The sequence below is a fragment of the Streptomyces sp. SM10 genome (assembly GCF_002910915.1).
GTDB lineage: Bacteria > Actinomycetota > Actinomycetes > Streptomycetales > Streptomycetaceae > Streptomyces.
Window position 1 is genome coordinate 1,920 of the sequence record NZ_NEUF01000136.1, and the last position, 12,611, is coordinate 14,530.

General features: G+C 70.0%; 8 protein-coding genes and 1 pseudogene. 5 read left to right on the forward strand and 4 right to left on the reverse strand.

The genetic code is table 11. The annotated features are described in order from the left end of the window. From B9S57_RS21925 to B9S57_RS21940, 4 genes and pseudogenes are all read left to right on the forward strand, one after another. Window positions 1-1,051, forward strand: a pseudogene (locus tag B9S57_RS21925) (hypothetical protein); the annotation flags it as partial. A gap of 331 nt (window positions 1,052-1,382) precedes the next feature. Continuing rightward, entirely contained in the window at window positions 1,383-2,006 is a 624-nt protein-coding gene (locus B9S57_RS21930; RefSeq protein WP_103517271.1) for a histidine phosphatase family protein, read from the forward strand. A 162-nt stretch (window positions 2,007-2,168) separates the two neighbouring features. After that, on the forward strand, window positions 2,169-2,786 hold the full coding sequence (locus tag B9S57_RS21935) for a DUF6000 family protein (protein WP_103517272.1): 618 nt from the start codon (window positions 2,169-2,171) through the stop codon (window positions 2,784-2,786). A 172-nt stretch (window positions 2,787-2,958) separates the two neighbouring features. Continuing rightward, window positions 2,959-4,038, forward strand: coding sequence for a lytic polysaccharide monooxygenase (locus B9S57_RS21940; protein WP_103517273.1), 1,080 nt, complete (start codon window positions 2,959-2,961; stop codon window positions 4,036-4,038). Window positions 4,039-4,106: 68 nt separating this feature from the next. Here the strand turns inward: B9S57_RS21940 and lepB are convergent, their stop codons facing one another. From lepB to B9S57_RS21960, 4 genes are all read right to left on the reverse strand, one after another. Beyond that, window positions 4,107-4,775 carry a signal peptidase I gene (gene lepB / locus B9S57_RS21945; protein ID WP_258036506.1) on the reverse strand — a complete coding sequence of 223 codons (669 nt, stop codon included), beginning with the start codon at window positions 4,773-4,775 and terminating at the stop codon, window positions 4,107-4,109. A gap of 132 nt (window positions 4,776-4,907) precedes the next feature. Continuing rightward, window positions 4,908-5,558, reverse strand: coding sequence for a class F sortase (locus B9S57_RS21950; protein ID WP_103517274.1), 651 nt, complete (start codon window positions 5,556-5,558; stop codon window positions 4,908-4,910). A 52-nt stretch (window positions 5,559-5,610) separates the two neighbouring features. Next, the gene (locus tag B9S57_RS21955) at window positions 5,611-6,321 is read right to left on the reverse strand and encodes a hypothetical protein (RefSeq protein WP_103517275.1); all 711 of its coding nucleotides are present in this window, start codon (window positions 6,319-6,321) and stop codon (window positions 5,611-5,613) included. A gap of 479 nt (window positions 6,322-6,800) precedes the next feature. After that, window positions 6,801-10,649, reverse strand: a complete 3,849-nt coding sequence (locus B9S57_RS21960) for a GH92 family glycosyl hydrolase (protein WP_103517276.1) — start codon at window positions 10,647-10,649, stop codon at window positions 6,801-6,803. Window positions 10,650-11,145: 496 nt separating this feature from the next. Between B9S57_RS21960 and ngcE the strand changes: the two genes are divergently transcribed. Continuing rightward, entirely contained in the window at window positions 11,146-12,594 is a 1,449-nt protein-coding gene (gene ngcE, locus B9S57_RS21965; protein WP_103517277.1) for an N-acetylglucosamine/diacetylchitobiose ABC transporter substrate-binding protein, read from the forward strand. Window positions 12,595-12,611: the final 17 nt, after the last annotated feature.

Here is a 12,611-nt window from a genome sequence, read left to right on the forward strand (position 1 = left end):
AGGCGCCCGCACCTGGGTCGCCGGACCCGACGGCCGGCTCCATACGGTCGGCGACGTGGCCCCCGGCGGCGTCGGGCGCGCCCTGGGCGTGGCCGACCGGGCCGTGCGCCTCGGCGAGAGCGCGGTCACCCACCGGGAGCTCGGCCGGGCCGGCCTGGCGGTCTCGGGGGCGACGGTCTCGCCGGACGGAAGACTCGGCGCCGGGAAGGGCGTCAAGGCCGTCACCGCGCGGGGCGTGGCGTGGACGGAGCCGCCTCTCGCCGCCCTCTGGGAGACGCCGCCGTACGAGCAGGCCACCCGTGCCCTGCGGTCCACCTCCCGCTACGCGGACCCGGACGGCGGCGGCAGCGACCTGCTCTTCCTCGACGTCGAACTCCGCGGCGCCGTAAGGGAGCCGGGCGGCACCTGTCTGCTCGCGTGGTGCGAAGGCGACGGCGGCGGCGACGGCGTGTCCGTCCGGCTCACGGTCGCCGACGACGATCCCGCGCTGGCCCACCGGGACAACCTGATGCTGCTTGCCACGGCACCGGGAACGCGGCTGCGGATCATCGGCCGTCTGGTACCCGCGCTCCACCCCCGGCTCGCGCTCCTCGCCTGCTCGCACCCCACCGGCGAGGGCACGGTCGACCTCGGTTTCGACCGCCTGCGCCGCGCCGACCTCCCTGTCCCGGACGCCCGCGCCCACCCCGCCCCGCCCGGGCCCGGCGACTCCGGCGCACACTCACCCCTGCACCTTCTGGAGCGCCGCGTCGAACAGACGGTCCCGGCGGGCCGCGCCGCCCTCGGCATGCTCGGCGATGTCTCCGCCGAGACCCGTCGCCTCCGCGCGGGGGGCCTTCCCACGGCCGCCGGCCTTCTCGCCGCCCTGTGCGCCTCGGCCGCCCGACGCGGACGCGACCCCTTCGGCCGGCTGCTCCCCGCCGACACCGACGGCTTCGCCACCCACTGGCTCTCCGCCGCCCGCTACACATCCGCCGTGTCCGAGTCCCTGTGCGCGGCAGCCTGGGAACCGACGCAGGCAGACCTGGAGGCGGCACCACGGACCTCATGACATCCGTGCACGCCACGCGGATCACGCGAGGGAGGCGTACCGGCCGGAGCGTCGGTGAAGGCGGCTTCCCACCGACCCCTGGGCAAGCCACCCCGCGCGTCGTCGCAGAGCTCCCGACGCGCCATGACCGAGAGGGGAAGGCACGCGGAGAATCCGACCCTGCCCTTCCGGACGGCGCGAGACCGTGCCGGAGCCGCGACTCGTCCGCAGACCGGCCCGCCCAGCCGGGGCGAGCCGCTCCCGGCCGGGCGGGGAGGAATGCGATCGTGGGCCGTCAGGTTGGCACCAACGGCACAGACGTACGAACACGGCACAGAGAGCGGAAGCACCCATGGGCGAGTTGATCCTGATCCGGCACGGCGAGACCGAGTGGTCCCGGTCCGGGCAGCACACGAGCTGGACCGACCTGCCCCTGACCGCGCTCGGGGAGCGACAGGCCCGCGCCCTCGTGCCGCTGCTCGCGGAGCGGGAGATCGGGCTCACCCTGGCCAGCCCCTACCTCCGTGCCCGCCGCACCGCCGAGCTGGCGGGTCTGCCGACGCCCCGCGAGACCCCGGACCTGCGGGAGTGGGACTACGGGGCGTACGAGGGAGTCACCACGGTCGAGATCCGCCGCACCCGGCCCGACTGGAACCTCTGGACCGACGGCGTCGCCCCGGGGCCCGCGGAGCACCCGGGGGAGAGCCCGCAGGAGGTGGGCGACCGGGCGGACCGGATCCTGGCGGAGGTCCGGGCGGCGGCCTCCCGTCTCGGCGACGCCGACATCGCGCTGGTGGCCCACTCGCACTTCCTCCGCGTGCTGACCGCCCGCTACCTGCGACTGACACCGGCGAGCGGCGAACTCTTCCAGCTCCACACCGGCGCGGTCTCCCGCCTCGGCACGGAACACGGGAAGCCGGTCGTCACCGCGCTCAACATGGCCCTCCCGGAGAAGCTGTTCAACGCGATCGCCTGAGCACCCCGGGATCGCCCTCCGACGGGCTGCCCGGTCACGGGAGCCGAACCGGTGGCCCGTCGGCCGGCCACCGTGCAGATCGTGCGCCGTGGCCGGGGGCTCTGCCTGTGCCGGGGCCCGAAGCGGTTGGCCGAAGGCCACCTGCGAGCGCGACAATGCCTCGTGCGCACTCCTCGTTCCCGGGACTCCGAACTGCCCGACGTCATCGATCGTTACGTCAACCCCGCACATCAGGGGACCCGGCGCTACCTCCATCTGCTCCACGGCAACTTCACCCACGACGAGGGGAGCCTGCGCGCGCCCTTCCTCCGCTCCCTGCGCGCGGCCGCCGTGGACATCACCGACGAGGAACTGGAGATCCTGCTGCGGGGCGAGTGGCGTTCCCGCCTCACCGCTGCCTGGCTGATCGGCGTCGATCGGCGTACGCACTTCCGCGATGTGCTCGGCGACCTGCTTCTCGAGAGCAGGCTGTGCTTCTCCGGTCAGGGCTACTGCTTCGCCCTCGCGCGCTTCGGCACGGAGGAGGACGCCCTGCATCTGGTGGCCTACCTCGACCGCCAACTCCCATGGCCCGACCGCCAGTACGACCAGCGCTGGGCCATGAGTGCGCTCCTCCACATCGACGGCGGGGCCGGAACCGCACACGCGACCCGCTTCCTTGAACCCGGAGGACTGTGGCACCGGTGGAACGACGCCCAGTTCGCGCCCTCGCCGCCGAGCCGGTTCATCGACGAACTGTGCGCGTCGGCGGACTCCCCCGGAGAGACCGCTCAGCCGTAGCTGCGGCTCCGAAACGGTCATCGCGTCGCGAACTCCTTCGGCTGCCGAGGCGCCCTTCTGCGCAAGGCGTTTACAGGGTGGGGGCCCGGCGCTAGCCTCCGCTAGTGGGAGCGCTCCCAAGCTTGCACCGCATCCCGGCCCCACCCGGCGCCGCAGCGAAGGGACGTACATCGTGATCCATCTGTCCAGGCACCGATTACTGACCGGCACCCGTCGAAGAGCCGTTCTCCTCACTCTGCTCGCCCTCCTCACGACCGTTCCCGCCCTCGGGCTGGTCGTCACGACGGGCGAGAAGGCGGAAGCGCACGGCACGCCCATGAAGCCCGCCAGCCGCACCTTCCTGTGCTGGCAGGACGCCCTGACGGACACCGGCGAGATCAAGCCCGTGAACCCCGCATGCAAGGCCGCCGCGCAGGAGAGCGGGACCACCCCGTTCTACAACTGGTTCTCCGTGCTCCGCTCCGACGGCGCCGGCCGCACCCGCGGCTTCGTGCCCGACGGCGAGCTGTGCAGCGGTGGCAACACCAACTTCACCGGGTTCGACAAGCCCAGCACCGACTGGCCGGTGACCCACCTGACCGAGGGCTCGACCATCGACTTCTCGTACAACGCGTGGGCCGCGCACCCGGGTTGGTTCTACGTCTACATCACCAAGGACGGCTACGACCCGACGCAGCCGCTGAGCTGGGACGACATGGAGGAGAGCCCCTTCATCTCCGTCGACCACCCGCCGCTGAACGGCAGCCCGGGCACCGTCGAGGCCGACTACCGGTGGACCGGTGCGCTGCCCGACGACAAGGACGGGCGCCATGTCATCTATGTGGTCTGGCAGCGCTCCGACAGCCAGGAGACCTTCTACTCCTGCTCCGACGTGGTCTTCGACGGCGGCAACGGAGAGGTGACCGGAGTCAAGGACGGCACCTCCACCACCCCGACCGAGCCCCCGCCCGGTGCCTGCACCGCCACGCGCAGCACGACCGGCAGCTGGAGCGGTGGATACCAGTCCCAGGTGACCGTCACCAACTCCGGCACGGTACCGATGCTCGGATGGATGGTCGAGTGGACCCAGCCCGCCGGGCAGAGCGTCGCCAGTCTCTGGAGCGGAGCGATGACGACGCAGGGACAGGAGGTGATGGTCCACAACGCGGGCTGGAACGGCTCGCTGGACCCCGGTGAATCCACGACCTTCGGGTACGTCACCGACGGCGGTTCGCCGGACCCGGCACTCGCACTCGGCTGCAGGGTGGGCTGAGCCCGGGGCACCGAGCGGCCGGCATCCCGCCTTCGGGCGAGGTGCCGGCCGCGCCGCTGCCGGTGCCTTCAGGGTCGGTCCGCCAGGAGGGGAGGCGGAGGCATGACCCACCGCCGCTCGCGCTGCCCTGCACTGCGGGCGGCGAGCGCCGACACGAGTGCGGTGACGGTCAGAAGCGCCCCGATCAGCATGGTGAGCCCGAGTCCCGCGAGGGCGCCGCGGCCCGAAGAGGCCCGGCCCAGGACGGAGGTGTCCGAGACCGTTCCCGACCGGTCGTCCAGGAAGTAGCGGGAGTCCCTGGCGTTCCCGCGGAAGTCACCGAGTATGAAGAGCCGTCCTTCGGGGACCGCAACGTCGTACGCGAGCGCAGTGCCGGACGGGTCGCCGTCCTTGACGTACGGCTCGGTCAGCGGCGTGCCGTTCACCGTGACCGGTTCGTCGCGGAGCTGGGCGACACGGTCGCCCCCTGTGCCGATCACGCGTCCGAGCACGGCCCCGCCCTCGTACCGGTCCGGTGCCCGGTACAGCACCACCTCTCCACGCCGAATCTCACCCGGCCCGGTCCGCTCGATGACGACGCGCTCGCCGACGGGGTACGTCGGCTCCATCGAACTGCCGGTCACCTGCGCCGTCGTGTAGAAGAACCCGAACAGGACCACGGGTCCCACCAGCAGTAGTGCCCCGACCACCCCGGAGGCCCAGGCCGCGATGCGCAGCCCTCGTCCTGCCTGCCCCACAAGTCCTCCCCGAACGTACGTGCGGGGAGATTACAGGGCGCCCGCCCGCACCCGTGCACCCGCGGTGGCCGACGCGGACGGCCGGTACCTCGCCCCCGAGGTACCGGCCGGTTCCGTACGGGCGGCCGCGGATCAGGCAGCCTTCTTCTTGAGCGAGGTGAGGTGGGCGAAGACGACGACGTTGGCGGAGTAGCCACCCTTCTTGTCGAAGCGTCCACCGCACGTCAGAAGCCTGAGCTCCGGGCGGCCGGTGGCCCCGTACACCTTGTCGTCCGGGAACTTGTCCTTCGTGTAGGTCTTGACCTCGTCGACGGTGAAGACCGCGGTCCGCTTGTCCGCCCGGGTGACCTTCACGGTGTCACCCCGGCGCAGGACGTTGAGATTGAGGAAGATCGCCGGGCCCGTCGCGGTGTCCCGGTGGCCGACGAGCAGCGACGTTCCCGCTTCCCCGGGGGACGGGCCCTTCCGGTACCACCCCACCAGCTTGGGCCTGCTCAGCGGTGGGGCGCCGAGCCGTCCCTTCCTGTCGAGGTCGAGACCGGTGACCGGCGCCTCGATGAAGATGGCGGGGATGGCGACCTTCACCGGCCGGGAGTGCACCAGCGGGGCGTGCGAGGCGGGCACCTTCTCCTGAGGCTTGTGCGGTGCCCGGCGGAACGGCGCCGCCCCGCCGCCCGCGGCGTCGCTGCCGCGGGCGGCGGTGACCGACGAGGCGTCCTCGGGCGAGTCCGTGCTCGCCCACACGACGCCGGTCACCAGCGAGAAGGTCACACACAGGGTCATCGTGAGCCGGCATGCACGGCTCGGGCCCCGTCGTCGCCGTCGACCGCGCGTGCTACGCCTCGTTACGGGCACGGCGACGTGCGGATCGGCGGACCATGATCAGCCCTGCGATTCCGGCGGCACCGGCGACCACGGCGGCCGAGGTCCCGATGTTCGAGTCGCTCTCGGAGCTGACGCCCTCCATCTCCGGGACGCCGCCACCGCCGGCGGGCACGGCGCCGGACGGCTTGTCGTAGATCTCTGCGGTGCCCTTCTGCGAGCTCTTCTCGGCGCCGCTGTCACTCCGGGCGCCCGCTTCGGACGAACCCCGGCCGCCTTCCTCACGGTTGCCGCCCTGCCCGCCGTTCTGGCCCGGGCGGGAGCAGTCGACCTCGAAGCTCTTCTGCTTCGGGACCGGCCCGGCGGTCCAGGTCAGCTGGTAAGTGCCCTCCGGAAGCAGGTACTCCTGGCTGCGGGCCTTGCCGTCCACGAGCGGGAGGGTGTTCGTCAGCGTGTTGCCCGGAGGCCGCTCGGTGATGGTCCACACGAGCTGCGGGAGCTCCCCGAAGTTGCTCGCCACGAGGACGAACTGGCAGACCTCGACACCGTTGCGGTCACCGCGCGAGTGCCAGCTGACGGAACGGATGTCGATGTCGCCGCTCTCGCCGAGGGCGAGGGCGGCGGGGGCCGCGGCCACGAGCGTGGCGCCGGCCACGGCGACCGCGGCAGCCACCTTGGTGCCCGTACGGACGCTGCGTGAGCGGAGGGAAGCGGAAATGCGCATGCTGGGCTCCTTCAAGCCGAGATGATTGTCGTACTGATCACCTGATCGCCTAAGAGATGACATGGATCATCGGAAGAGTCCCTCGGGACACCGTAAAAACGCGTAAAAGTACCCTGACTAGCCGATAGCGGTCAGGGAGCCGCCGCCCGGGAGCCGTCCGGGACCCGGAAACGGAGGAGGACGGGCCGCCGCGGTCTGCGGGCGGCCCGCCTCTGCCGGACGTGGCTGAGCATGGGGCGGGACCAGCGGAAACGCTGCCGCGGCGCCGGTGCGCAGCCGTCAGGACCACGGCCGCGACCCCGCCTGCGGGGACTCCCGCCCGGGCCGTCGGGCGGGAGAGGGCCGCGGGCCAGGGAGGGCGGCTGCGAGGGCGGGCCGGCTCTCGCCCGTCCCCGGAGGGCGCGGGGCGCAACGTACCGGGGGCGGCCACCCGTCCGTGCGGGTGGCCGCCCCCGGCCGTCTCAACTCAGGTCAGACGCTCAGGAGATCAGCTCGATCTCCGCCAGCGTCGCCTCTGCCGTGCTCACCAGCCGGTACTTCGCGTACGCCTTCGGCGCCTGTACCGAGAACACCCGGGTCTGCTTGTCCCAGGCGAACGTCTGGCCGGACCGCTTGTCGAGGTCCTTCCAGGACCTGCCGTCCCTCGATCCCTGCAGCACCCAGCCCGTGGGGGCCTTGGCCGCCGAGCCCGAGGTCAGCGTGTACTGGACCGCCTTCGTGCCCGCGGCCGCCGGCAGCTCCACCGACTCGACCGGGGCCGAGGTCGCGGAGGTGTTGTCGTACAGCGCGCCGTCGCCCTTGAGCACGTCGCCCCTGGGCGCGGGCACCTTGTCGTCCTGGGTGACGGAGACCGGGGCGGCGTCCTTGCCCGTGCCCCACGCCGAGGGCTTGGAGCCCATGTCGAACTCCAGCACCCCGCCCTTGGCGAGCAGGTCGTGCGGCAGCGACGTGGACGTCCACCTCTTGCCGTTGACCTTCAGGCCCTGGACGTAGATGTTCGTGGAGCTGTTCTTCGGGGCCCTGACCACCAGGTCGCGGCCGCTCTCCAGGTGCACCGTCGTCTTCGTGAAGAGCGGCGAGCCGATCGCGTACTCCCCGCTGCCCATGACCAGCGGGTAGAAGCCGAGCGAGGAGAAGAGGAACCAGGCCGACTGCTCGCCGTTGTCCTCGTCGCCGTGGTAGCCCTGGCCGATCTCGCTGCCGGTGTAGAGGCGGCCGAGTACCTCGCGGACCTTCTCCTGGGTCTTCCAGGGCTGCGAGGCCGCGTCGTACATGTACGTGGCGTGGTGCGCGACCTGGTTGCTGTGGCCGTACTGGCCCATCCGCACGTCCCGCGCCTCGGTCATCTCGTGGATGACGCCGCCGTACGAACCGACGAACTCGGGTCCGGCGGTCTCGGGGGTCGAGAAGTAGGTGTCCAGCTTCTTCGCCAGACCGTCACGCCCGCCGTAGAGGTTGGCGAGGCCCCGGCTGTCCTGCGGGGCGGTGAAGGCGTAGCCCCAGCCGTTGGTCTCCGTGTAGTCGTAGCCCCAGACACGGGGGTCGTACTCGCCGGAGGGCAGGCGCCAGTCGCCGTCGGGCTTCTTGCCCTGGAAGAAGCCGGCCTTGTCGTCGAAGAGCTTGACGTAGTTCTGCGCGCGGTTGAGGAAGTACTCGGACTCCTCCTTGTAGCGCTGCTCCTTCGTCTTCTTGTAGAGCGCCTGACCCATCTGCGCGATGCCGTAGTCGTTGAGGTAGCCCTCCAGCGACCAGGAAAGGCCCTCGTGCGTCTCGGTGTTCGCGTATCCGGTGAAGACCGAGGTGTCCATGCCCTTGCGGCCGACGCCCGAGGACGGCGGAGCCACCGTGGCGTTCTTGACCGCCGCGTCGTACGCCGCCTCGGCGTCGAAGTCGACGCCCTTGACGTACGCGTCGGCGAAGGCCACGTCGGAGCTGGTGCCGGTCATCAGGTCGGAGTAGCCGGGGGAGGACCAGCGGGAGATCCAGCCGCCGTCCTTGTACTGCTGGACGAAGCCGTCGACCATCTTGCCGGCCTGCTTCGGGGTGAGGAAGGAGTACGCGGGCCAGGTCGTCCGGTAGGTGTCCCAGAAGCCGTTGTTGACGTAGACCTCGCCCTTGACGATCTTCGCGCCCGTGTGGGTCGGGGTGTTCTCACCGGTCTGCGCCGAGAAGGGGCTCGCGTAGGTGCTCTTCCCGTCGACCTGCTCGAAGCCGGAGTTCGGGTAGAGGTAGAGCCGGTACAGGCTGGAGTAGAGCGTGGTCAGCTGGTCGGCGTTCGCGCCCTCTACCTCGACCTTGCCGAGGATCTCGTCCCAGTCCTTCTGCGCGTTCCTCTCCACCTTGTCGAAGGAGGTCTTCGCCGGAAGCTCCATGGCGAGGTTCTTCTTCGCCTGGTCGACGCTGATCAGCGAGGTGGCCAGACGGAGATTGACGGTCCGGTCCTTGCCCGCGTCGAAGCGGAAGAAGCCGGTCACGTCACCGCCGCCGCCGCCCTTGAGCTTGCCGCTGTCGGTGACCGGGGCGTCGAAGGAGCCGTATACGAAGAGCCGGGTGGCGCCGGTGGAGCCGCCGCTCTTCACGTCGGAGTAGCCGGTGAAGGTGCCGGTCTTCGCGTCGAGGGTGAGACCGCCGTCGTTGGAGACGTTGTCGAATACCAGGCTCGCGTCCCTACCGGGGTAGGTGAAGCGCATCCGCGCCGCGTGGTCGGTCGGAGTCATCTCGGCCTTGAGGCCGTTCTCGAACGTCACGCCGTAGTAGTGCGGCGTCGCCGTCTCGTTCTCGTGGCGGAACGGCAGCGCACGCGCCGTGCGGGAGGCGTCCGGCGTGCCGGAGGCCGCCGACGGCATCATCTGGAAGGTCTGGCGGTCCCCCATCCAGGGGCTCGGCTCATGGCTGGCGCCGAACGCCTGCAGCGTGGGGAGGTTGTCCTCGTTGTTGCCGCGCGCGTAGTCGTACAGCCAGCTCGTGGAGCCCGCGTTGGTGACCGGCGTCCAGAAGTTGAAGCCGTGCGGGACGGCGGTCGCGGGGAAGGTGTTGCCGCGCGAGAAACCGCCGCTCGAGTTGGTGCCGCGGACGGTCGAGGCGTAGTCCGAGAGGTGCGCCTTACGCTTCTCCGGGGCCTTGGGGGCGATCGAGATGTCGTCGATCCAGCCCTGGAACTTCGACGGTCCCTTGGGGGAGTCGTACGCCACCAGGATCCGGTCGACCGTCTTGCCGGCGGCGACCGTGCCGATCCGCGAGGCGACCTTGTTCCACTGGTTCACGTACAGCCGCTTGGCGTCGGCCTGCCCCTGCGGGGTGAGGAGCCCGCCGTGGCTGTCGGTGGCCTTCAGCTCGCTCAGGTAGGTGCCGTCGGTGAAGGCCAGGTCCACCGCCACGTGCGTCGCGGGGTAGTCGAGGTCCGTCCGGCCCATCTGCGGGTAGACCAGGTAGGAGAGCTGGGTGTCCTTCGTGACCGCCGTGTCGACGTCGAAGACCTTGTTGTACGAGTAGGCGTGCCCGTCGGCCCTGTGCGTACCCGCGTACCGCAGTGCCTTCGTCCCGGTGAACCCGGCGCCCTGCTTGGCGGTCGGGGACCCCGAGGGGCCGCGGTCGGGCTGGGTGCGCATGTCGTCGGGGGCGGGGGTGGAGGTGTCGCCGTTCGAGAACTGGACGTCGGCGAGCTGGATCGCGTCGGAGGCGCCGTTGTTCTTCGTGATCTCCAGCCGGAAGTGCTGGTAGGCGGTGTCCGTCGTGAAGTCGTACGACTTGGTCTGGAGGCGCTCGGAGAAGGTCTGGCCCGTGCGGGTGTCCAGGTCCGTCCAGGTCTTGCCGTCGGCGGAGCCCTTCAGCGTCCAGTCCCTGGGGTCCCGCTCGTCGTGGTCGTTGGCCGAGGTCAGCGCGTAGGTGACGACCTTGGTGGGTTCGAGGAGGTCGAACTCGACCCAGCCCGTTGGTTCAAAGGCCAGCCACTTGGAGCCGGGCTCCACGTCGATCAGGTTCTCCTTGACCTCGCCGCCGCCCGTGTTCTCGCCGCTGGCGCGGAGGTCCGTGACCTGATCGGTGACATTGCCCGGTATGCCGGAGGCGAACCCGCCGTCGATGCCCGAGGCCCGCTTCTTTCCGTCGGGACCCTCCTCGACCGTGCTGCGCCAGTCCGGCTGCTTCTGGTCGGCTTCGAAGGATGAGTTGAACGAGGTGTCACCGGACGGCTTCCGGGCCGCGTCGGACGGCTGGGCGAGGGCCGCGGTGGGGGCCGCCAGGGCCATGACGAGAGAGGCCGCGAGAACCGCGGCGGAGTGGCTGGTTCTGTGGCGCGAGCCGTGCTGAGGACCACGTAGGGGCTGCATACGGAGCCGTTCCTCCCGGGGACATGCTCTGGACAACGTTGTCATTGTGGGGCGCGGGTACCAGTAGGGAGCCAAGTGACGGGATGTGTCAAGGGTGTTGCGCGGGGCGACGTCGGTGATTCGACCGTATTGCGGAATGTGCCGTTCACGTGCGTAGGCACGCGGTGCCGAGGTGACCGTGAGGTCTCAACTCGGGAAAGACTGCCGCTCAACCCTGCATTCGATCTTGCTCACTTGGCGGCAAGTGGACTATACCTGTCGGCGTCTGCACAGCCGCTTCACAACGGCCCGCGCGGGCGCGGGGGAGGGTGGACGGCTGTGGGCGCGAAAGCGGCCGCTGCGCGGTCCCCCGAAAATCCCCCGCTGCACCTGGAAATCCGGCACATCTGCACGACCCAAGCGCAACTGACCGCGGTGGCGGGGCCCTTCGCCTAGGCGAATTCCTTACGGGTGACCGGCACACCGCCTGAGTCCTGGAGAAGGCGAGGACTTGAGCATGGGATCCACCTCAGGCCGCACGAACGAAGGCCTTGGCCGTCGCGATCTGATCAAGCGTTCTGCCGCACTCGGCCTGATCGCTGTTCCGACGATGAGCTTCCTGTCGGCGTGCGCGAGCAGCGACAGCGGAAGTGACGAGAAGGTCGAAAAGGGCACGAAGAGCGAGAAGAACCCGCTCGGTGTCAATGAGACAGCCGCCCTCGAGGTGGTCATCTTCAACGGCGGCTTCGGCGAGCAGTACGCCATCGACGCCGAGAAGAAGTACAACGCGGCCTTCCCGAAGGCCCCGAAGGTCAAGCACGCCGCGACCGAGAAGATCCAGTCGACGCTGCAGCCGCGCTTCAACGGCGGGACCCCGCCGGACCTGATCGACAACTCGGGCGCCGAGCAGATGGACATGGGTGTCCTGGTCGGCAAGAAGCAGCTCGCCGACCTGACGCCGCTGATGGACGCCCCGTCCTACGACGACCCGTCCAAGAAGGTCCGCGACACGCTGCGTCCCGGTGTCCTGGAGATGGGCCAGTTCGACGGCGACCCGGTCTGGATCATGTACTACGCGTACACGGTCTACGGCGTCTGGTACTCGCAGACCAACCTCGAGAAGCTCGACGCCGCGTACCCGGAGACCTGGGACGACATGCTCGCGCTGTGTGCCAAGGCGAAGAAGAAGGGCATCGCCGGCTGGACGTACCCCGGCAAGTACCCGTACTACCTGCCGTTCTCGCTGTACCCCTTCATCGGCAAGATCGGCGGCCGCGAGGTCCTCGACAAGATCGACAACCTGGAGCCGAACGCCTGGAAGGACCCGGCCGTCAAGGCCGCCTTCGAGGCGTACTACGAGCTCTTCCAGAAGGGCTACATCCTCAAGGGCACGCCCGGTCTGACCCACATCCAGTCGCAGACCGAGTGGACCAAGGGCAAGGCGCTCTTCATCCCGAACGGCTCGTGGGTGGAGAACGAGGCCGCTCCCACCACGCCCGAGGACTTCAAGATGATGGTCGGGGCGCCGTCCAGCCTCGACTCGTCCGACAAGCTTCCCTACGGCACCATCTGGGCGTCCGGCGGCGAGCCGTTCGTCGTGCCCGCGAAGGCGAAGAACCCCGAGGGCGGCATGGAGCAGCTGCGCATCATGCTCAGCGAGGAGTCCTCCAAGAACTTCACCAAGTCGGTGAAGTCCCTCAGCGCCTTCAACGGCGGCACCGACGGCCTGACGCTGTCCACCGCCATGCAGTCGGGTGTCGACGTGCTGAAGCAGGCCGGCGACAACGTGGTGAACCCGCGGATGCAGGACTGGTACGTCAAGCTCCAGAAGGAGCAGATCGGTATCGCCGGCATCGGCGAGATGATGGCCGGCCGCGCGACCCCGGCGGAGACCATCAAGAAGATCCAGGCCTTCGCGGACGCGGCGGCCAAGGACCAGTCCATCAAGCACTACAAGCACCAGTGAGCCACCGTCACCAGCGG